Source organism: Aeromonas simiae, assembly GCF_000820125.1.
Classification (GTDB): Bacteria; Pseudomonadota; Gammaproteobacteria; order Enterobacterales; family Aeromonadaceae; genus Aeromonas; species Aeromonas simiae.
Map to the genome: position 1 here is coordinate 40,383 of NZ_CDBY01000057.1, position 18,456 is coordinate 58,838.

Annotated in this window: 22 protein-coding genes and 1 tRNA gene; 15 read left to right on the top strand and 8 right to left on the bottom strand. The window is 59.2% G+C overall.

The annotated features are described in order from the left end of the window. The first annotated feature begins 40 nt into the window (after positions 1 to 40). Entirely contained in the window at positions 41 to 1,309 is a 1,269-nt protein-coding gene (locus BN1134_RS11335) for a diguanylate cyclase (protein WP_042047446.1), read from the top strand. Here BN1134_RS11335 and BN1134_RS11340 read toward each other — a convergent pair. Beyond that, complete coding sequence (locus BN1134_RS11340) at positions 1,306 to 1,776, bottom strand: glycine zipper 2TM domain-containing protein (protein ID WP_042047337.1); 471 nt, start codon at positions 1,774 to 1,776, stop codon at positions 1,306 to 1,308. The two genes, BN1134_RS11335 and BN1134_RS11340, sit on opposite strands and share 4 nt — an antisense overlap. 15 nt (positions 1,777 to 1,791) lie before the next feature. Between BN1134_RS11340 and aat the strand changes: the two genes are divergently transcribed. The 3 genes from aat (at position 1,792) to infA (ending at position 3,498) form a co-directional block, all read left to right on the top strand. Continuing rightward, complete coding sequence (gene aat, locus BN1134_RS11345) at positions 1,792 to 2,502, top strand: leucyl/phenylalanyl-tRNA--protein transferase (RefSeq protein WP_042047339.1); 711 nt, start codon at positions 1,792 to 1,794, stop codon at positions 2,500 to 2,502. Continuing rightward, complete coding sequence (locus BN1134_RS11350; RefSeq protein WP_042047342.1) at positions 2,495 to 3,199, top strand: arginyltransferase; 705 nt, start codon at positions 2,495 to 2,497, stop codon at positions 3,197 to 3,199. Before aat ends, BN1134_RS11350 begins: the two co-directional genes overlap by 8 nt. Positions 3,200 to 3,279: 80 nt before the next feature. Further along, positions 3,280 to 3,498: a translation initiation factor IF-1 gene (gene infA / locus BN1134_RS11355; protein ID WP_005300033.1), complete on the top strand. Its 219-nt coding sequence runs from the start codon at positions 3,280 to 3,282 to the stop codon at positions 3,496 to 3,498. 65 nt (positions 3,499 to 3,563) lie between these two features. Here infA and clpA read toward each other — a convergent pair whose 3' ends face one another. Next, the gene (gene clpA, locus BN1134_RS11360; protein WP_042047344.1) at positions 3,564 to 5,816 is read right to left on the bottom strand and encodes an ATP-dependent Clp protease ATP-binding subunit ClpA; all 2,253 of its coding nucleotides are present in this window, start codon (positions 5,814 to 5,816) and stop codon (positions 3,564 to 3,566) included. 55 nt (positions 5,817 to 5,871) lie between these two features. Beyond that, positions 5,872 to 6,189, bottom strand: a complete 318-nt coding sequence (gene clpS / locus BN1134_RS11365) for an ATP-dependent Clp protease adapter ClpS (protein WP_042047345.1) — start codon at positions 6,187 to 6,189, stop codon at positions 5,872 to 5,874. Between the two features lie 231 nt (positions 6,190 to 6,420). On the opposite strand from clpS, the gene cspD reads away from it, so the two are divergent. Continuing rightward, positions 6,421 to 6,639 (top strand): cold shock-like protein CspD, encoded by a 219-nt coding sequence (cspD, locus tag BN1134_RS11370; RefSeq protein ID WP_042047347.1) that lies wholly within the window; start codon positions 6,421 to 6,423, stop codon positions 6,637 to 6,639. Between the two features lie 60 nt (positions 6,640 to 6,699). Here the strand turns inward: cspD and BN1134_RS11375 are convergent, their stop codons facing one another. Continuing rightward, positions 6,700 to 7,584, bottom strand: a complete 885-nt coding sequence (locus BN1134_RS11375; RefSeq protein WP_042047348.1) for a DMT family transporter — start codon at positions 7,582 to 7,584, stop codon at positions 6,700 to 6,702. A 159-nt stretch (positions 7,585 to 7,743) separates the two neighbouring features. Between BN1134_RS11375 and BN1134_RS11380 the strand changes: the two genes are divergently transcribed. Then, positions 7,744 to 8,295, top strand: a complete 552-nt coding sequence (locus BN1134_RS11380; RefSeq protein ID WP_042047349.1) for a glycine zipper 2TM domain-containing protein — start codon at positions 7,744 to 7,746, stop codon at positions 8,293 to 8,295. 39 nt (positions 8,296 to 8,334) lie between these two features. Here the strand turns inward: BN1134_RS11380 and BN1134_RS11385 are convergent, their stop codons facing one another. Further along, the gene (locus BN1134_RS11385) at positions 8,335 to 9,309 is read right to left on the bottom strand and encodes an LpxL/LpxP family acyltransferase (RefSeq protein WP_042047350.1); all 975 of its coding nucleotides are present in this window, start codon (positions 9,307 to 9,309) and stop codon (positions 8,335 to 8,337) included. 150 nt (positions 9,310 to 9,459) lie between these two features. Here BN1134_RS11385 and BN1134_RS11390 point away from each other — a divergent pair, with 150 nt between their 5' ends. The 3 genes from BN1134_RS11390 (at position 9,460) to BN1134_RS11400 (ending at position 12,730) form a co-directional block, all read left to right on the top strand. Further along, complete coding sequence (locus tag BN1134_RS11390; RefSeq protein ID WP_042047351.1) at positions 9,460 to 10,209, top strand: HAD-IIA family hydrolase; 750 nt, start codon at positions 9,460 to 9,462, stop codon at positions 10,207 to 10,209. A 275-nt stretch (positions 10,210 to 10,484) separates the two neighbouring features. Next, entirely contained in the window at positions 10,485 to 12,149 is a 1,665-nt protein-coding gene (gene asnB / locus BN1134_RS11395; protein ID WP_042047353.1) for an asparagine synthase B, read from the top strand. 101 nt (positions 12,150 to 12,250) lie between these two features. Then, positions 12,251 to 12,730, top strand: coding sequence for a thioredoxin family protein (locus BN1134_RS11400; protein ID WP_042047354.1), 480 nt, complete (start codon positions 12,251 to 12,253; stop codon positions 12,728 to 12,730). Here the strand turns inward: BN1134_RS11400 and BN1134_RS11405 are convergent, their stop codons facing one another. Then, entirely contained in the window at positions 12,731 to 13,135 is a 405-nt protein-coding gene (locus BN1134_RS11405) for a helix-turn-helix domain-containing protein (RefSeq protein ID WP_042047355.1), read from the bottom strand. A gap of 96 nt (positions 13,136 to 13,231) precedes the next feature. Between BN1134_RS11405 and BN1134_RS11410 the strand changes: the two genes are divergently transcribed. Beyond that, complete coding sequence (locus tag BN1134_RS11410) at positions 13,232 to 14,125, top strand: aldo/keto reductase (protein WP_042047356.1); 894 nt, start codon at positions 13,232 to 13,234, stop codon at positions 14,123 to 14,125. Positions 14,126 to 14,176: 51 nt separating this feature from the next. Here BN1134_RS11410 and BN1134_RS11415 read toward each other — a convergent pair whose 3' ends face one another. Together BN1134_RS11415 and BN1134_RS11420 are read right to left on the bottom strand one after the other, a co-directional pair. Further along, positions 14,177 to 14,461, bottom strand: a complete 285-nt coding sequence (locus BN1134_RS11415; protein WP_084214788.1) for an RNA recognition motif domain-containing protein — start codon at positions 14,459 to 14,461, stop codon at positions 14,177 to 14,179. Positions 14,462 to 14,650: 189 nt separating this feature from the next. Next, positions 14,651 to 15,211 carry a hypothetical protein gene (locus BN1134_RS11420; protein WP_052449474.1) on the bottom strand — a complete coding sequence of 187 codons (561 nt, stop codon included), beginning with the start codon at positions 15,209 to 15,211 and terminating at the stop codon, positions 14,651 to 14,653. A gap of 128 nt (positions 15,212 to 15,339) precedes the next feature. Between BN1134_RS11420 and mepA the strand changes: the two genes are divergently transcribed. From mepA to BN1134_RS11445, 5 genes are all read left to right on the top strand, one after another. Continuing rightward, the gene (gene mepA, locus BN1134_RS11425; RefSeq protein ID WP_042047358.1) at positions 15,340 to 16,077 is read left to right on the top strand and encodes a penicillin-insensitive murein endopeptidase; all 738 of its coding nucleotides are present in this window, start codon (positions 15,340 to 15,342) and stop codon (positions 16,075 to 16,077) included. A 59-nt stretch (positions 16,078 to 16,136) separates the two neighbouring features. Continuing rightward, entirely contained in the window at positions 16,137 to 16,730 is a 594-nt protein-coding gene (locus BN1134_RS11430) for a LemA family protein (protein WP_408862670.1), read from the top strand. Then, entirely contained in the window at positions 16,727 to 17,467 is a 741-nt protein-coding gene (locus BN1134_RS11435) for a TPM domain-containing protein (protein ID WP_042047359.1), read from the top strand. The genes BN1134_RS11430 and BN1134_RS11435 overlap by 4 nt, the downstream gene beginning before the upstream one ends. Before the next feature lie 15 nt (positions 17,468 to 17,482). After that, positions 17,483 to 18,100 (top strand): TPM domain-containing protein, encoded by a 618-nt coding sequence (locus tag BN1134_RS11440; protein ID WP_042047360.1) that lies wholly within the window; start codon positions 17,483 to 17,485, stop codon positions 18,098 to 18,100. 169 nt (positions 18,101 to 18,269) lie between these two features. After that, positions 18,270 to 18,357: transfer RNA gene (locus BN1134_RS11445), tRNA-Ser, on the top strand. The last annotated feature ends 99 nt before the right edge of the window (positions 18,358 to 18,456 follow it).

An 18,456-nucleotide genomic window follows, 5' to 3' on the forward strand; every position in this document is an offset into this window, starting at 1 on the left:
AGCTCAAGACGCTATCCAAACCAGAAATATGAAAAAAGCCATTAAACAGAAAATCCTTATCGTCGAAGACAGTCTGACTATCCGACGGATGCTGACGCAGGCATTGCGTCAGCAAACAGAACTGGAAGTCGACGCATTCGAGACCCTAGGGGAGACTCGTCACTGTAATGGCGAAGATTATTTAGTCGCGCTCGTCGATCTCACGCTGCCAGATGCCCCCTCTGGCGAAGCCGTCACCGTGTTGATGGAACGCCAGTTACCTGTCGTGATACTCACTGCAGACATCAGCGAAGAGAAGCGAGCGCATTGGTTAGAAGCCGGCGTCTTGGACTACGTGATGAAAGACTCACGCCACTCCCTGCAATACGCCATCGGTCTGGTGCATCGTCTTTATCTCAATCAACAGATCGAGGTATTGGTCGTTGATGACTCTGTCACGGCTCGTCATCGCACGGCCACTCAGCTGCGACGCCAGTTGTTGAACGTACATGAAGCCTGCCACGCCCAAGAGGCGCTGGTCATGATGCGCGACCACCCTCAAATACGGCTGCTGCTGATTGATTACCATATGCCCAAAATTGACGGAATTAGTCTCGTCCGTCGCTTGAGAGAGCGTTATAACAAGCAGCAGTTGGCCATTATTGGCATCTCAGGCTCAGACAAGACCGGTCTGTCGGCGCGCTACCTTAAGCAAGGGGCGAACGACTTCCTGAATCAGCCGTTTGAGCCCGAAGAGTTGCAGTGCAGAGTGAGCCATAACCTGGAGGCGCTCGAGCATTTCGAGCGCATTCAGGATGCCGCCAACAGGGATCATCTGACCACCCTCTATAACCGTCGCTACTGGTTTAGTGAAGGCCAGAAATGGTTTGACGAGCTCAAAGAGCAGAATGTCCCGATGGGCATTTGCATGATTGATGTCGATCACTTCAAACAGATTAATGACACTTGGGGTCATGATGTGGGCGATCAGGTGCTTCGCCATCTCAGTCAACAGCTCAAGAAGTTTTTCCCTGATGCCTTGCTGGCCCGTTTCGGTGGGGAAGAGTTTGCACTCATGCTGCCTCGCTTCACCGGGTGTGCCCTGTCAAACCGTATCGAGACGTTTCGCCTGCACATGCGGGATCTCCCGTTATCCAAAGATACCCCACTCTTTGTCAAAGCCAGTTATGGGGTACTTAGCGTGGATAATATGGGGTTGAGCGAGGCATTGTGTGAAGCCGACCGTTTGCTCTACATCGCCAAGACCACGGGGCGTGACAAAATCATGACCCATGAGCTAGAGGCCGCGGCCGTCGCGGGGGCGGCCTAATAGGTACGGTCGACCCGCACGCCATCGTCAAAATAGAGGATCCTGGCCTTGTCTCCACTCGCAAATACCATGGCCGGATCGTAATCCTGAATCACGTTGATGAGCTTGCCGTCCTCACCGCGGATGAGCAGCTCAACCAACTGGTACTCCACCGTCTCCCCCTGCGACTGGTAATACTGGGCCGCACCGGCCCCCGCCAGCGCGCCGACAGCCGTCGCGATTTCACGCCCATGGCCACCGCCGAACTGGTTGCCAAGCAGGCCGCCTAACAGGGCTCCCCCCAAGGTCTTCCACCCCGAGTGTTCAGATTCGAGTACTTGGCGCTGGGTGATATTGCGCACGCTCTCCACCGTCCCAAACACCACCTGGTTGACCGGGCGGGCCGTATTACGCTCGTAAACACCGGCAACGACGGGTACGGTGACAAAGCAGAGCAGGCTGGATAGTATCAATAGAAGACTCTTCAACGCGGTACCTCTTGGATGTCGATGTATCTCACCCAACTGGATGCCAATCCGACCCGATTTCCCGAGCCCGAGCTGGCGCTGGATGAACCAAATGGCCTGTTAGCCATCGGCGGGGATCTCTCCCCTGCCCGGCTGCTGTCAGCTTACCACAGCGGCATCTTTCCCTGGTATGAGCCCCATCGCCCCATTCTCTGGTGGTCGCCCGATCCACGCGGTGTGCTCGAGCCGGCGCGCCTGCATGTCGGTCGGAGCCTACGCAAGTTGTGGCGCCGCGGTGAATTCAACATTTGGATCAACCGTGACTTCAATAAGGTGATCGAGGGGTGTGCGGCGCCACGCCGGACTGCCGATTCCACCTGGATCAGCCAGGACATGATGGCCGCCTACCGAATGCTGCATCGTCTCGGGCACGCACACAGCGTCGAGATTTGGCAGCAAGAGCGGATGGTAGCCGGTCTTTATGGCCTCTCCCTGGGTCAGGTGTTCTGCGGCGAGTCCATGTTCAGCCTCATCGACAACGGCGCCAAGCTGGCCATGCTGGCATTGTGCCGCCATTTGACCACCTTCGGCGGCGAACTCATCGATACTCAGATGCAGAATCCATTTCTTGCAAGCATGGGGGTTGAAGAGTGGCCAAGATCGCAATTTCTCGAGCGGTTGCGCTCGCTGACCCAACACCCTCTTTCCCCCGGATGCTGGCAGACCAGAGAGGTGTGGTATGACTGAAGAAGTGATCCTCAAAGTAGGCCTGACCCCTCAGCATGCCTGTAGCTACTTGGGAGAGCGGCGCGAACAGCTGCTGGTGCTGATGGATCACTCCCTGCTCACCCCTAGCGGCTATGAACGCCTACTCAGTGCCGGCTTTCGCCGCAGTGGGGGCGACATCTATCGCCCCCACTGCCCTGCCTGCTCCGCTTGTCAGTCACTGCGCATTCACAGTGACGATTTTATCCCTACCCGCCGGCAACGAAGGATCTGGCAACAGAACGGGGATCTTGAGGTGATCCTGAGTAGTGAGGATAAACCGGAGTATTACGCTCTCTATGAACGCTACATCCGCGAGCGGCATGCCGATGGCTCCATGTATCCCCCGAGTCGCAGCCAGTATCACGGTTTTCTTCACTGCCACTGGATGCCGCCGCGCTATCTGGAGCTGCGCCTTGGCGAACGTCTGCTCGCTGTAGCCGTTACCGACCTGATGCCCCACTCACTGAGTGCCATGTACACCTTCTTCGATCCTGACGAAGCCGGTCGCTCTCTGGGGGTCTTTGCCATCATGAAACAACTGGAGCTGGCGCGCCACAGCGGACGAAACTGGGTCTACCTTGGCTATCTGGTCGAAGGGTGCCGCAAGATGAGCTACAAGCGTGAATACCACCCTCATGAGCTGTTAATAGACAAGGAATGGAAAAAAGTGACCTGACTTTGCGAGTAAACTTTACACATAGCCTTAAATCCGGCATGATCTCGCCGTTTTTTGTTGTGGCTTATCAAGAGGATTCAATGGCTAAAGAAGACAGTATTGAGATGCAAGGCACCATTCTGGAGACTCTGCCCAATACCATGTTCCGGGTGGAACTTGAGAATGGTCACGTCGTGATCGCCCATATTTCCGGTAAGATGCGCAAGAACTACATCCGCATCCTGACCGGTGACAAAGTCACCGTTGCCCTGACCCCGTACGATCTCTCCAAGGGACGCATCGTTTTCCGCTCTCGCTAAGCCAGGAATTCAAACAAAAACCCCAACCTGATGGTTGGGGTTTTTGTTGTCCTGCCCTTAGAAGATCAAGGCTGTAGTACCGCACCTGTCACCTGGAAATCGAAGGTTAAACCTTCCTTGCCCAGATCAACCCTGACACAACCCCCATCCACCAGTGAGCCAAACAGGATCTCATTGGCCAGCGGCTTCTTGAGCTGCTCCTGAATGACCCTGCCCATCGGGCGGGCTCCCATGGCGCGATCATATCCCTTCTCCGCCAACCAGTGCCGTGCGGCCTCGGAGATCTCGAGGGATACCCCCTTGGCATCCAGTTGCACCTGCAACTCGACGATGAACTTATCGACCACCTGGTTAATCACCTCCATATCGAGGTGGTTAAACCAAATGATGTGATCGAGGCGGTTACGGAACTCCGGTGTGAATGTCTTGTTGATCACCGACATCGCATCGTGGCTCATGTCCTGTTGCTGGAAACCAATCGACTTGCGCTGCGTCTCCTGCACCCCGGCGTTGGTGGTCATCACCAGGATCACGTTACGAAAATCGGCTTTTCTGCCGTTGTTGTCGGTCAGCGTCCCGTTGTCCATCACCTGTAACAACAGGTTGAAGACATCGGGGTGGGCCTTTTCAATCTCATCGAGCAGCACCACCGAGTGGGGATGTTTAATCACCGCATCGGTCAACAACCCGCCCTGCTCAAAACCGACATAGCCGGGAGGGGCACCGATGAGCCGTGAGACCGTATGGCGCTCCATGTACTCGGACATGTCAAAGCGCAGCAGCTCAACCCCAAGCGCTTTGCCCAGTTGCTGGGTGACCTCCGTCTTGCCCACCCCAGTGGGGCCGGCAAACAGGAAACAGCCCACCGGACGGCGCTCGTTACCAAGCCCGGAGCGAGCCAACCGGATCGCATCCGTCAACACCGTAATGGCGCGGTCTTGCCCAAACACCACCATTTTCAGGTTGCGCTCGAGATTTTTCAGGATCTCCTTATCGGAGGCTGACACCGACTTCTCCGGGATACGTGCAATCTTGGCCACGATGGCCTCGATCTCGGGCACATTGATCACCTTCTTGCGCCGGCTCACCGGTTGCATCCGCTGGCTGGCACCGGCTTCATCGATGACATCGATGGCTTTGTCTGGCAGGTGACGATCATTGATGTATTTCGCCGCCAGCTCGGCCGCCGCCCGCATCGCCTTGGCGGTGTAACGCACATTATGGTGCTGCTCATAACGGCTCTTGAGCCCCATCAGGATCCGCGTAGTGTCATCCACGCTGGGCTCGACAATGTCAATCTTCTGGAAGCGCCGCGCCAACGCGTGCTCTTTTTCGAAGATCTGCGAGTACTCCTGGTAGGTGGTGGAACCGATGCAACGCAGCATGCCGTTGGAGAGCAGCGGCTTGATGAGGTTCGCCGCATCGAGTTGCCCACCCGAAGCAGCGCCCGCTCCGATGATGGTGTGGATCTCATCGATGAAGAGGATGGCCCCCTCCTGACGCTCCAGCTGTTTGAGCAGTACCTTGAGGCGCTTTTCGAAATCACCGCGATACTTGGTACCGGCCAGCAGCGACCCCATGTCGAGCGAGTAGATGGTACTGCCTGCGATCACCTCGGGTACCTCACCCTTGACGATCCGGTAAGCCAGCCCTTCTGCAATCGCGGTCTTGCCGACCCCGGCCTCACCAACCAACAGAGGATTGTTCTTACGGCGGCGGCAGAGCACCTGAATGGTTCGGTTGAGCTCCTGATCCCGGCCAATCAAGGGATCAATGCGCCCCTCCAGCACCAGCTGGTTGAGGTTCGTGGCGAAACTTTCGATCTGGGCCGAAGAGACATCATCCTCCCCTTCCCCTGCCTGTCCCCCTTGCTCCGGCTTATTCTCCTTGCGTGCACCATGGGAGAGGAAATTGACCACATCAAGGCGGCTGACCTCGGATTTCTTCAGAAAATAGGCCGCCTGTGACTCCTGCTCACTGAAAATGGCCACCAATACATTGGCACCATTGACTTCGGTATTGCCCGATGACTGCACGTGGAACACAGCACGCTGCAAGACTCGCTGAAAGCCAAGCGTGGGTTGGGTTTCACGATCTTCGTCATCACGGGGAATCATGGGGGTCGTTTGATGGATGAAGGCCGCGAGCTCCTGGCGCATCTTTTCAAGATCTACGCCACAAGAGATGAGCGCTTCACTGGCGGAGGGGTTGTCCAGCAGGGCCAGCAGCAGGTGCTCAACGGTCATAAACTCATGACGCTCGTCGCGGGCAAACTTGAAGGCTTCGTTCAGCGTCTTTTCCAGATCCTTGTTCAACATAGGCACCTCCCCTTACTACAGCGTCATTGTGGTGTCATTGCGTTTCTGTCATTGCTCATGCCTTTTCCATGGTACACAGCAGTGGATGCTCGTTCTTGCGAGCATGGGTATTGACCTGGACTACCTTGGTTTCAGCAATCTCTGCGGTAAAGACACCACAGATCCCCTTGCCGCTATAATGCACACTCAGCATCACCTGAGTCGCCTTGTCCAGATCCATGGCGAAGAACCGTTGTAGCACTTCGACTACAAAGTCCATCGGGGTATAGTCGTCGTTGTTCAACACCACCTTGTACATGGGAGGGGGCTGCAGATCGACTTTTGCGTCAGCAACAACCTCTTCATTTACAAAGAGTTCTTTTTGTTTTGCCATACCTTCTATGGATACCTTTAGATTACTACCCGCCACGAGCGGGTTGTCAACCGCTTTTGTTAACGGCGTCACACGATGCTGTTAACAACTTCTTGACTCGTCGAGTTCTTAGACTAAATTGGTTACTTGCTAATCTGCCCCGCGGCCGAGGCAGGATACCTTTTCAATTTATAATGGGCGGGCGCAGGTTACTCAACGACTTTAGGGTAATCAATAAAAGGATGTAGATGTATGGCAACCGGAACAGTCAAGTGGTTCAACAACGCTAAGGGGTTTGGATTCATCTGTCCAGAAGAGGGGGGTGAAGATATTTTTGCTCACTACTCGACCATTCAGATGGAGGGATACAAGACGCTCAAAGCTGGCCAAGCGGTACAGTATGAACTGCAAAAAGGCCCCAAGGGCAATCATGCATCGGTTATTGTGCCGACAGAAGCACAAAACATCTAACGATAAGAGCAGCACGGTCCCAGTTCTTACACCGCCTCCCCTTCGGGAGGCGGTGTTGTTTTAGGGCCTATGTACCGGCCGCAGGATACATTGCGCCATGACCACCCCGCTCAGGGTCAAGGTGCCTCCCAGAACGTGGGCCATGGTCAATTGCTCCCCAAGCAGCCAGACGGCAAGCGATGCCGTCATCAGCGGCAGCAGATTCAAATAGATAGCCGTGCGATTAGCCCCCAGTAAGGCAATGCCCTGCATCCAGAGCCAAGGAGAGAGCGCCGAGGTCGGGATCCCGGCATACAGGATCAGCCAGAGCGCCTGCCGGTCAGGTAAGGTGCCATCTACCAGAAAAAAGTAGGGGGTCAGCAGCATCAAGCTGCACAACACCTGGCCATAGAGCATCATCCAGCTGTCGAGCCCCAGCGTCCAGCGTCGCAGCAGCACGCTATAAAGTGCGTAAGTGAACGCAGAGAGCAGCATATAGATGTCACCGATGGCAATGCCATGGCGCAGCACACTCAAGGGATCGCCCTGCCCCAGCAACACCGCCAACCCGCACAGCGACAGCACGCCCCCGAGCAGCGCCCCCCAGGTTGGCGGCTCACGCAGCAGCAGTGAGCTCAGCAGTACCGTCATGAGCGGGGTCAGCCCCATCATCAGCCCAATTTCAGTGGCGCCCAGGGTTTTCGCCGCGCAATAGCCGAGGGTCTGGTTCAGCACCATGCCAAGCAGCGCTAACGCCATCAGCTTGTGACCACTGCGCACCAGTCGATGGCGCAGACGCCATGCACGAGCCCCCAGCACAGGGGTCAGCACCAGCGCCGCGATCAGCCAGCGTGACCAAGAGAGGGCCGCGGGCGACATGATCTGCATCGCCAGTTTGCCGGCAATGCCGTTACCGGCCCAGATGGCGATACAAGAGAGGGGAAATAGAAAAGCAAGCGAAGGCATGGGAGCCACCGAAGAGAAAGTGTCGCCATTTTAAGACAGTTGTTCGACTGACACAATTTGAACAGGGACAGAGTCTGGCACATAGGGGGCCCCTTGCCCTATCTCTTCAGGCGGCCTCTGCCCACAATGCCCCCAACTCATTGTTATAAGGAGTGTACGATGAACAAGTCCATGTTGGGGGGCGTGCTGGTTGGTATCGTCAGCGCCCTGACGCTCTCTGCCGTTGCCAGCGGTAATCTGCTCCAACGTCAACCAGACAGTGCCGAGGTGCTGGCCGTCAAACCGGTCACCCGTACCGTCAAGACGCCGGAGCAAGTCTGCGAGCAGGTCAGTGTCACCCACCGTCGTCCGGTACAAGATGAGCACAAACTCGCCGGTACCATCATAGGTGCAACGCTCGGCGGCGTGCTCGGACACCAGATTGGCGGAGGCAACGGCAAGAAGCTGGCCACGGCGGCGGGCGCCGTGGCGGGGGGTTATGCCGGCAATCAGGTGCAAGGCAACATGCAACGCGCCGATACCTACACCAGCAACGAGCGTCGTTGTCGTACGGTGCAAAAGGAGCGTGAAGAGTCGCTTGGCTATGATGTCACCTACCGCCTCTCCGGTAAGGAGGGAGTCGTGCGCATGCCACACCAGCCGGGTAACACCATTCCGGTGCGCGATGGTCGGCTCGTATTGGATCAAGAGCCCCTGGCCAACCCTGGCTGAGTCGCATAAAAAAGCCCGGCGTTTGCCGGGCTTAGCCTGTTAACTCCGTCGCCGGATCTTGCGGATTTCGTGCTCGTAAAAGCCTTCGTCCGTATCGGGGCGGGTGTGGAAAATCTTCAAAAACCACATGTATTGCTCAGGATAACGGGTGAGCAACGACTCGACCGACTGATTCATCACCAGTGTATCGTGGGTCATGTCGCCGCTTGGATAGGGGGTGGGTAACGGCTCGATCACCATCTCGTAGCGCAGCCGATCTTCGTTATAAATAGCCAGCATCATCAAGGGGACGGCACCGGTCAACTTGCACAATCGGGGCAGTGCCGGCAAGGTCGCTTTATCCATCCCAAAGAAGGGAACGAAGATGCTCGCCTCACGCCCGTGATCCTGATCCGGCAGATAATAGAAGCCGCCGCCGGCCCGCAAGTGCTTGATGATGGGCTTGAGACCGGCACTGCGTTCGTACACATGGCCGCCCCCGCGCCCCCGCTCCATGTTGATATAGCGATCGAACACTTCACTCTTGGCACTCTTCATCATGGTGCTCATGGGGAAGGGCTTGCGGTTGGCGATGATACGGCCACAAAAATCGATGGCCCAGGTGTGTGGCACCACAAAGATCACCGACTTCCCCGCCTCTTTGGCAGCGTCAACATGCTCCCACCCCGTCACCAGGGTGCGCTGCTCAAGATACTCGGGAGAACGCACACTCAGTTCACCGAAACTGGCAAAGGTTTTAATGCCCACCCGCATGCATTTATGCAGCAGCGCCTCGCGCGCTTCAGGGGTGAAGTGGGGAAAGCAGATCTCCAGATTGGTGCGAGCGATATAGCACTGCTTCTTGGAAAAACGCACCAGCAGTGGCGCCAGCGCGTCACCCAGACGGTCGCGCAAACGCGCCGGCACATACCCAAGCAGATGCAACAGGCCAACCCCCAACCAAGCGCCCCAATGACGGGGATGCAGCAGGCCCCGATGGAAAGAGGTATCAAAAATGGGATCGTTCTGACTCATGTTCCGAGCTTCATAACCGAGTGACAAAGGGCACATTTTAGCGGTTTGTGGGCTCAAGCTCAAAGCGAGCGCGCCTGCATCTCATAGGAAAGCGGCATATAATGGCGCCAGACTGCACCGTCCCCAGCGGGACACTGACGAGGAATGTTCATGAAGAAAAACGTCATCTGTGACATTGACGGCGTGATCCTGCACAACAATGACCTGATCCCGGGGGCCGATCACTTCGTGCATCGCCTGCTCGAGCAGGGCACCAAACTGCTGTTTCTGACCAACTATCCGGCGCAAACCCAAAAAGATCTGCAAAACCGTTTCCTCGCGGCCGGCGTCTCGGTACCGGAAGAGTGCTTCTATACCTCCGCCATGGGCACCGCCGACTTTCTCAAGCGCCAGGAGGGCAAGAAAGCCTATGTGATCGGCGAAGGGGCGCTCACCCATGAACTCTACAAGGCCGGCTTCACCATTACCGACATCGATCCCGACTTCGTGGTCGTCGGTGAGACCCGCAACTACAACTGGAGCATGATGCAGCTCGGGGCCAAATTTGTCTCTCAAGGAGCCCGCTTCATCGCCACCAACCCCGATACCCATGGCCCGCTGATGTACCCCGCCTGCGGCGCACTGTGCGCCCCCATCGAGCGGATGACCGGCAAGAAGCCCTTCTATGTCGGCAAGCCAAGTGCCTGGATCATCCGCGCGGCGCTGAATCGGATGGAGGCCCACTCCGATGACACCATGATCATCGGCGACAACCTGCGCACCGATATCCTGGCCGGTTTTCAGGCCGGTCTTGAGACCGTGCTGGTGCTCTCCGGGGTCAGCAAGGTCGAGGATATCGACCTGGTTCCGTTCCGCCCCAATCACATCTTCGATTCGGTACAAGACATTACCCTGGTGTAATCCGCTGCGGCAGGGCCGCTCGACTCTGCCGCTATCCCTCCCCTTTATTTGACCTGCCCTTGCCGCTGGCCCCCTCGGCCAACGAGATCACGCCGGCCACCGCGGCAACGCCTACCGACCTCCCCCGATGGGGGCATTTTCCGTCCCGCCGAATTTTGTCCGGTTTTTCTATTTGCAAACGAGGAAGGCTCTGGCATTGTGAGAAACGAGGAATGTAAACGGACTTTCGGGCCCAAACGTGGGGGGCCCAACAAAAATAAAGAGGATTTACATCGATGTGTTCCATCTTCGGTATTCTGGACATCAAGTCTGATGCGGTCAGCTTGCGCAAGACCGCCCTCGAGATGTCCAAGCGACTGCGTCATCGCGGCCCTGACTGGTCCGGCGTCTACAGCACCGACAAAGCCATTTTGGTGCATGAGCGCCTGGCCATCGTCGATCCGGGCAATGGCGCTCAGCCTCTCTACAACCCGGAACGCACCCACGTGCTGGCCGTCAACGGCGAGATTTACAACCACAAAGAGCTGGAAAAGAGCCTCAAAGTCGACTTCGAGTTCCAGACCCACTCCGATTGCGAGGTGCTGCTGGCCCTCTATAAGGAGAAGGGCCCGGCGTTTCTTGACGATCTCAACGGCATCTTCGCCTTCATCCTCTACGACGCCGAGCAAGATGCCTATCTCATCGGCCGTGATCACATGGGGATCATCCCCCTCTACACCGGCCGTGACGAGCACGGCAACTTCTATGTCGCCTCCGAGATGAAGGCATTGGTGCCGGTGTGCAAGAGTGTCGAGACCTTCCCGCCCGGCCACTACCTGTGGAGCAAGGATGGCGAGCTGAAGAAATGGTATCAGCGCGACTGGATGAGCTATGAGGCGGTCGAGCACAACGTCAGCGACAAGGCCGAGCTCAAGGCCGCCATGGAGGCCGCCGTCAAGCGCCAGCTGATGTGTGATGTGCCTTACGGCGTGCTGCTCTCCGGCGGTCTCGATTCGTCCATCATCTCCGCCATCACCAAGCTCTATGCGGCGCGCCGCATCGAAGATGACGGCAAGAGCGAAGCCTGGTGGCCCCAGCTGCACTCCTTTGCCGTCGGTCTCAAGGGCTCCCCTGACTTGGCTGCGGCCCAGAAAGTGGCCGATGCCCTTGGCACTGTGCACCACCAGATCCACTTCACGGTGCAAGAGGGGCTGGATGCCCTGCGGGACGTCATCTATCACCTCGAGACTTATGACGTCACCACCATCCGCGCCTCCACCCCCATGTACCTGATGGCGCGTTACATCAAGGCGATGGGGATCAAGATGGTGCTCTCCGGCGAAGGCTCCGACGAGCTGTTTGGTGGCTACCTCTACTTCCACAAGGCCCCGAACGCCCGCGAGTTTCACGAAGAGACGGTGCGCAAGCTCGATGCCCTGCACCTCTACGACTGCCTGCGCGCCAACAAGTCGATGGCCGCCTGGGGCGTCGAGGGGCGGGTGCCGTTCCTTGACAAGGAGTTCATGGACGTGGCGATGCGCCTCAATCCCGCCGACAAGATGTGTGGTCACGGCAAGATTGAAAAACACATCCTGCGCGAGGTGTTTGGCGAGCTGCTGCCCCACGAGGTGGCCTGGCGCCAGAAGGAGCAGTTCTCCGATGGCGTGGGTTATTCGTGGATCGACAGCCTCAAGGCCATGGTCGAGCAGGAGGTGACCGACCAGATGTTCGAGGCGGCGGCTTACCGCTTCCCGGTCAACACCCCGCTGACCAAGGAGGCCTACTACTACCGCGCCATCTTCGAGGAGCACTTCCCGCTCGAATCGGCCGCCCGCACCGTGCCTTATGGCAAGTCGGTGGCCTGCTCCACCCCCACCGCCCTGGAGTGGGATGCCAAGTTCAAGGAGCTGGCCGATCCGTCCGGGCGCGCCGTGCTCGACGTGCACCAGCAAGCTTACTGATCGCTGGCGCACCATCGCACTCACCCCCGCTTAGGCGGGGGTGAGTGTTTGTAACGTTCGCCGGTCAGTGACGGCCCCCCATTTTTTCACAAGGAGCGTGCATGAAGACCCTTGCCGCCATGCTGCTGGCCGGCGCCCTGCTCATCCCCTTTGGCGCCAGCGCCACCTGGGCCGAGGGGCAACCCGGCTACAGCCAGCGCTACGATCCGGCCCGCCGCCCCCTCGATGATCTGCTGGCGGCCCGCATGAAGGCGGCCAGCGAACGCAAAAAAATCCTGCTGCTGATCGGCGGCGAATGGTGCAACTGGTGTCAGACGATGGAGCGCTTTCTCAATGCCCAGGCGTCGCTGGCCCGCTCTCTGACCGAGACCTTCGTGGTGGTGAAGGTCAATGTCAGCGATGAGAACCGGAACGAGGCGTTCTTGCGCCACTATCCGGCCTATGAGGGGGTGCCCCACTTCTATGTGCTGGATCAGCAGGGCAACCTGCTCGAGTCAATCAATACCGGCCTGCTGGAGCAGGGCGAGAGCTATAACCTGGAGACCTTTCGCCAGCTGATCGAGCACGTTGCCACCCGCTGATCATGCCTCCCCCAGATGGCGGCCAAACTCGCGGGCCAAGGCCAGATCGAGAAACCCGTCCCCCCTCTTGTGGGTGCGCAAGAACTGGTAGAAAGCGAGCAAGCGAACCAATGACTCCGGCTCGTGATCGAGCGCCATCCCCTGCTCGGCCAGCAGGGCGAGCGCCCCTTGCAGCGCCTCCCTGTCCACCACCTCGGCCTGGCGATAGAGATAACCGCAACCGGTCGCCAGCCACTCCAGCGAACAGTTCGCCCCCATGGCAATCTGGTTGGCCTTGGTCAGGCTCGGCTCGGCCCCCTTGAGGTATTTGCGAATAAGGGCCTCGGAGAGGCCGACTTTGCGGGCGAAAGCGCTGACGCTCCCCGCGCCGATGAGCTGGCTCAGGCGTTCGGCAAAAACAGACATTGTCGTACCATGGTTCGAACTGAATAGGGGTGGCCATCTTGCCATGCCCCCCCGGCTTGGCCAAGATGGGACACTTTCCGCCACGGAGCTTTCACCATGCAACGCCTCGCTTTGCACCCGCAAGGGCCTCAATTCTCCCGCTTCATCATGGGCTACTGGCGCCTGATGGAGTGGCAGCTCTCCCCTGCCGCCCTGCTCGATTTTATCAAGTTTCACCTCGATCTCGGGATCACCACCCTTGATCATGCCGACATCTATGGCGGCTACCAGTGTGAGCAAGCCTTTGGCGCCGCCCTGCGCCTCGAGCCCTCCCTGCGCGAACGCATGGAGGTGGTGAGCAAGTGCGGCATCGCCCTGACCGCAGATCCTGCCCATCAGCTCAACCACTACAACACCAGTCGCAATCACATCATCGCCAGTGCCGAGCGCTCCTTGAGCCACTTGGCGGTGGACAGTTTGGATCTGCTGCTCATCCACCGCCCCGATCCGCTGATGGATGCCGACGAGGTGGCCGAGGCCTTCGTGCGCCTCAAGGAAGCGGGCAAGATCCGTCACGCCGGGGTATCGAACTTCACCCCGAGCCAGTTCGCCCTGCTGCAATCGCGTCTGCCCTTCCCGCTGGTGACCAACCAGGTCGAGATCTCGCCACTGAACCAGAGCGCCACCCTGGATGGCACCCTGGATCAGTGCCAGCAGCTGGCCGTGCGCCCCATGGCTTGGTCCTGCCTCGGCGGCGGCCGGTTGTTCCATGCCCCCGAATACGCTCCGCTGCGCCATGAGCTGGAGACCATCCGCCACGAGGTGGGGGCCGAGACCATGGAGCAGGTGGTCTATGCCTGGGTGCTGATGCTCCCCTCGCGCCCCTTGCCCATCATCGGCTCGGGCAAGCGCGAGCGTATCGCCCAAGCCGCCCGCGCCAGCGACCTCGTCCTGTCACGCCAGCAGTGGTTTCGCATTCGCAAGGCGGCGCTGGGTTACGATGTGCCGTGACCCAAACAAAAGAAGGCACCCCGAGGGGTGCCTTCTTCTTATCTCAACGCATCAGCCGTGACGCGGCGGACGTGATGGACGGCGCGGAGCATCCGTCTTCGGTTTGGCCTGGTTGACGGTCAGGGTACGGCCACCGGTTTCGGTGCCGTGCAGACTCTTGATCGCCGCCTCAGCCTCACTGCTCACCGGCATTTCGATGAAGCCAAAGCCCTTGGACTTGCCGGTTTCACGATCGATGATGATGTCGACTTTGTCGACCTGGCCGAACTGGGCAAACAACTGTTGCAGTTCGTCACTCGTCATCCGGTACGACAGATTCCCTACGTAAATCTTCATGCCATCCACTCTCGATTCAAGGTGCCTTCACTGTGCATCACCACCAGCGGATAAGGCCACAACCCCGCCGATTGTCCGTCGGGACAGCTCCCGACCTCTCCCTGTCACAGCGAAACCACAGCGAGACAGGCAAGCCATTTCTTGGGTCAGTATCCTGTCTTTACTACGGATTGTCGAGAAAATAGTCGGTCACGCCCCCCGCAGTGGCGCCAGGATCGATCGTAACCTGCGCGGCCGCTGCCAGGCGCGGTGAAACGCAAAACGGTAGACATCGGGGGCAACCTGATAGGCCTGCTCAGGAGCCAGACGAAGCAGCGCCAGCCCCTGTGCCAGCATCGCTTCGCTCAACTGCAAATCCAGTGCAAAGCCCAACCACTCCCCTTGATGCCCCACCTGACGCTCCAGATGCACCTGTTGCAGCGCGCTGCGTGGCAGCGCCAACGCCATATCGCGCCCCCCATCGAGCAGATAAAGCTGTTGAGCGTCCCAGCCCAGCTCCGCCAGCCGCCACGCCTGCCAACTGCGTGGCATCAACAGCATCAGCGCCACCAAGGCGCCAAAGAGCAGTGCGACCCAGTGAGGAAAGGTCATCGCACCGAGACCCGACACCAGTGCCCAGCCCACGGCCCCCAGCGCCGCCGCCAGCAAGATGGCAATCACCCAGAGGTAGGGCGCACGAGGCGGCGCCAGCACGGTCACATCGGCGCGGCGCACCAGCTCACTCACGCGCAGGGAAGAAGGAGAGATCATTCTGAATTCCTTGAAAAAGAGGGCGCCACATTGTGGCCACTGCGCTCTGCAGAGGCAAGTCACATGGCTGGCTGCGCCCCCCCTGGCTTGCTATGCTGGCTTGGTTCGATTTTCCAAGGAGTGTTGTCATGTTTCTCTCCCTGCTGCTTGCCTCGGCCCTTCAGGCCGAAGCGATCGGCGGCTATGCAGGCGGTTGTCTCAAAGGGGGCCAGCCACTGCCGCTCTCCGGCCCCGGTTACGAAGTGATCGGGGCCAAACGCCTGCGCTACTATGGCCACCCGGATCTCATCCACTACCTGACCCAGTTAGCCAGTCAGACCCAGCAGGCGGGTCTGCCCAGCCTCTATATCGCCGATCTGGCCATGCCCCACGGCGGCCCCTTTAGCTCGGGCCATCGCAGCCACCAGACCGGGCTCGATGCCGACATCTGGTTTCGCATGAGCGATCGTCCCATCGGGAAAGGTGAGCAGGACAGCCCCGCCGAGTGGCCCCTCATCGACGAGCCCAGTTACCGGATGCTGCCCGGCCGCTTCGGCCCACAGCAACTCACCTTGCTCAAGCTGGCAGCCCAGGCCCGCGAGGTCGAGCGCATCTTCATCAATCCCGCCATCAAGGCCGAGGTGTGCCGGCAGGCCTCGTATGATGACTGGGTGGGCAAGCTCAGGCCCTGGGTCGGCCACTTCAGCCACTTCCATGTGCGCCTGCGCTGTCCGGCAGGCAGCCCGGAGTGCGTGCCACAGGCCCCGATCCCGCCCGGTAACGGCTGCGGGGCCGAGCTGGCCTCCTGGCTCAAGGACAAGCCGCAACTGCCCAAGGTATCGGTGGCCAATCGCCGCCTCCCCCCCCTGCCAGCGCGCTGCGGATGATGTTCAAAAAGAGGCTGAACTGTTATGGTGATGCCCTCAAAATCATGAAGGAGAACAAGATGATAGTTCGCCACACATGGCGCCGTATCACGCAGGGTATGCTGCTGCTTCCCCTGCTCTTTTCGCTCACCGGCTGCGGGGTCAACACCATCCCCGAGCTCGACGAACAGGTCAAGGCAAGCTGGGGTCAGGTCGAGAACCAGTACCAGCGCCGCGCCGATCTCATCCCCAACCTGGTGGCCACCGTGCAGGGCTATGCCAAGCACGAGCAGGAGACCCTCAAGGCGGTCACCGACGCGCGCGCCCGGGTGGGCAGCATTCAGGTCAATGATCCGTCCCAGCTCCAGGCCTATGATCAGGCCCAGACCCAACTCTCCAGCGCCCTCTCGCGCCTGATGGTGGTGGCCGAGCGCTATCCCGATCTCAAGGCCGATCAGCAGTTTCTCACCTTGCAGGCCCAATTGGAGGGCACCGAGAACCGCATCAGCGTGGCCCGCCGTGACTACATCGAGTCGGTGCGCCGCTTCAACACCGAGATCCGCACCTTTCCGGGGGTGATCTGGTCCAAACTGCTCTATTCCGATCTCGAGGCCAAGCCGAGCTTTAGCGCCAAACCGGGCAGCGAAGAGGCGCCCAAGGTGAGCTTCCAATGAGCGCGGTTCCCCGACCTTGGTGGCTCCTGCTGTGGCTATGGGCACTGGCCCTGCAGGCAGCTCCCCCATTCCCGGCCCTGAGTGGCCGGGTGGTCGACGAGGCCCAACTACTTGATCCCAGCCAGCGTGAGAGTGAAACGCGCCGCCTGGCCGCCTTCGAGCAGGCCAGCGGTATCCAGCTGGTGGTGGTCACCCTCCCCTCATTGCAGGAGATGCCCATCGAAGAGTTGGGTTACCAGCTGGGACGCCACTGGGGCATAGGTCAGAAAGGCCAAGACAATGGCCTGCTGCTGATCATCGCCCCCCGTGAGCGCAAGGTGCGCATTGAGGTCGGTTATGGCTTGGAAGGCACTCTGCCCGACGCCATCGCCGCCAACATCATCCAGCGCCGTATCCTGCCCCAATTTCGCCAGGGCGACTTTGCCAGCGGCATCGACGCCGGCGTCACCGCCATCATCCAGGCCCTCGAGGGTCAGTACCAGCCGGTGCAATCCCAGCGCGACGACAAAGACCGCGGTTTCTGGCTGTTTGTGCTGATGGTCATCATCATGATCCTGCTGCACACCTTCCGCGGTGGGCGGGGTGGCGGCGGAGGTAAAGGGGGGCGCGGTGGTCGCAACGGCTTCTACGTGGGCGGCGGCAGCGGTCTCTCCGGCGGCTTTGGCGGCCCCCGTAGTGGCGGCTTTCGCGGCGGCGGCGGTAGTTTTGGCGGTGGCGGTGCCTCCGGCGGTTGGTAATTCAAGGAACAGAGCATGATTTCCAAGCAATTTTTTCACACTCTCAACACCCGGGTGCGCAAGGCCGAGCAGGCCACCGACGCCGAGCTGGTCACCGTGCTGGCCCCCGCCAGCGACGGCTATCGCTTCATCCCGACCCTGTGGGCCGCCCTGCTGGCCATGCTCACCCCGCTGCTGGTGCACGAGCTGGGGTTCTGGATGGCCTGGCACGAGATCCTCATGGTGCAGTGGGCCGTCTGGCTGCTGCTCACCCTGCTGTTTCAGTGGACCCCCATCAAGATGCGGCTGGTGCCCGCCTCGGTGAAGCGCCACCGCGCCTCCTTGATGGCCCGCCTGCAATTTATCGAGCAGGGGCTGCACCGCACCCGGGATCGCCTCGGCGTGCTTATCTTCGTCTCGGTGGCTGAACACTATGTGGAGATCCTGGCCGACGACGGCGTGGCCCAACACATCGAAGATCACGTCTGGCAGGAGCTGATCGACGACTTTGTCGAGCAGGTGCGGCGCGGCAAGGTGGAAGAGGGCTTCGTCGAGTGCGTGCAGCGCACCGGCGAGATCTTGGCGGATGTCTTCCCCCCCACCCATGAGCGCAACGAACTTTCCGACGATCTGGTGGTACTGGATCAGCCGTGAGGCGAGAAAAACGCCAACCGCTGCTCACCCCATGAGCAAATGAAAAACAGCATGAAAAATAAGGGGAAAAAGTGTTGACCACCGCGCACCTTTCCCCTAAATTACGCCCCGTTCCGACGCACAGCGCGGCAGCGTGGAGTTTGCCCACGTTAACAACAATCGACAATTTGGTGAGGTGTCCGAGTGGCTGAAGGAGCACGCCTGGAAAGTGTGTATACGGCAACGTATCGAGGGTTCGAATCCCTCCCTCACCGCCAAATGATAAGCCCAAGCAATTCAATTGCTTGGGCTTTTTCTTATGCACTGCGAGTAGCATCCCTGCAAATGCGGGGAACAGGGATTGAGCTTGTTCCCCA

What these genes read in the sequence shown, in the direction of transcription:
- BN1134_RS11375 (WP_042047348.1), bottom strand. Translation starts at nt 7,584, where the DNA reads ATGCCTTCGCTTGCTTTTCTATTTCCCCTCTCTTGTATCGCCATCTGG.
- BN1134_RS11415 (WP_084214788.1), bottom strand. Translation starts at nt 14,461, where the DNA reads ATGAAGATTTACGTAGGGAATCTGTCGTACCGGATGACGAGTGACGAA.
- infA (WP_005300033.1), top strand. Translation starts at nt 3,280, where the DNA reads ATGGCTAAAGAAGACAGTATTGAGATGCAAGGCACCATTCTGGAGACT.
- BN1134_RS11400 (WP_042047354.1), top strand. Translation starts at nt 12,251, where the DNA reads ATGAAGACCCTTGCCGCCATGCTGCTGGCCGGCGCCCTGCTCATCCCC.
- BN1134_RS11405 (WP_042047355.1), bottom strand. Translation starts at nt 13,135, where the DNA reads ATGTCTGTTTTTGCCGAACGCCTGAGCCAGCTCATCGGCGCGGGGAGC.
- BN1134_RS11440 (WP_042047360.1), top strand. Translation starts at nt 17,483, where the DNA reads ATGATTTCCAAGCAATTTTTTCACACTCTCAACACCCGGGTGCGCAAG.
- BN1134_RS11350 (WP_042047342.1), top strand. Translation starts at nt 2,495, where the DNA reads ATGACTGAAGAAGTGATCCTCAAAGTAGGCCTGACCCCTCAGCATGCC.
- asnB (WP_042047353.1), top strand. Translation starts at nt 10,485, where the DNA reads ATGTGTTCCATCTTCGGTATTCTGGACATCAAGTCTGATGCGGTCAGC.
- clpA (WP_042047344.1), bottom strand. Translation starts at nt 5,816, where the DNA reads ATGTTGAACAAGGATCTGGAAAAGACGCTGAACGAAGCCTTCAAGTTT.
- mepA (WP_042047358.1), top strand. Translation starts at nt 15,340, where the DNA reads ATGTTTCTCTCCCTGCTGCTTGCCTCGGCCCTTCAGGCCGAAGCGATC.
- aat (WP_042047339.1), top strand. Translation starts at nt 1,792, where the DNA reads ATGTCGATGTATCTCACCCAACTGGATGCCAATCCGACCCGATTTCCC.
- BN1134_RS11435 (WP_042047359.1), top strand. Translation starts at nt 16,727, where the DNA reads ATGAGCGCGGTTCCCCGACCTTGGTGGCTCCTGCTGTGGCTATGGGCA.
- BN1134_RS11390 (WP_042047351.1), top strand. Translation starts at nt 9,460, where the DNA reads ATGAAGAAAAACGTCATCTGTGACATTGACGGCGTGATCCTGCACAAC.
- BN1134_RS11430 (WP_408862670.1), top strand. Translation starts at nt 16,137, where the DNA reads ATGATAGTTCGCCACACATGGCGCCGTATCACGCAGGGTATGCTGCTG.
- BN1134_RS11420 (WP_052449474.1), bottom strand. Translation starts at nt 15,211, where the DNA reads ATGATCTCTCCTTCTTCCCTGCGCGTGAGTGAGCTGGTGCGCCGCGCC.
- BN1134_RS11410 (WP_042047356.1), top strand. Translation starts at nt 13,232, where the DNA reads ATGCAACGCCTCGCTTTGCACCCGCAAGGGCCTCAATTCTCCCGCTTC.
- BN1134_RS11385 (WP_042047350.1), bottom strand. Translation starts at nt 9,309, where the DNA reads ATGAGTCAGAACGATCCCATTTTTGATACCTCTTTCCATCGGGGCCTG.
- BN1134_RS11380 (WP_042047349.1), top strand. Translation starts at nt 7,744, where the DNA reads ATGAACAAGTCCATGTTGGGGGGCGTGCTGGTTGGTATCGTCAGCGCC.
- clpS (WP_042047345.1), bottom strand. Translation starts at nt 6,189, where the DNA reads ATGGCAAAACAAAAAGAACTCTTTGTAAATGAAGAGGTTGTTGCTGAC.
- cspD (WP_042047347.1), top strand. Translation starts at nt 6,421, where the DNA reads ATGGCAACCGGAACAGTCAAGTGGTTCAACAACGCTAAGGGGTTTGGA.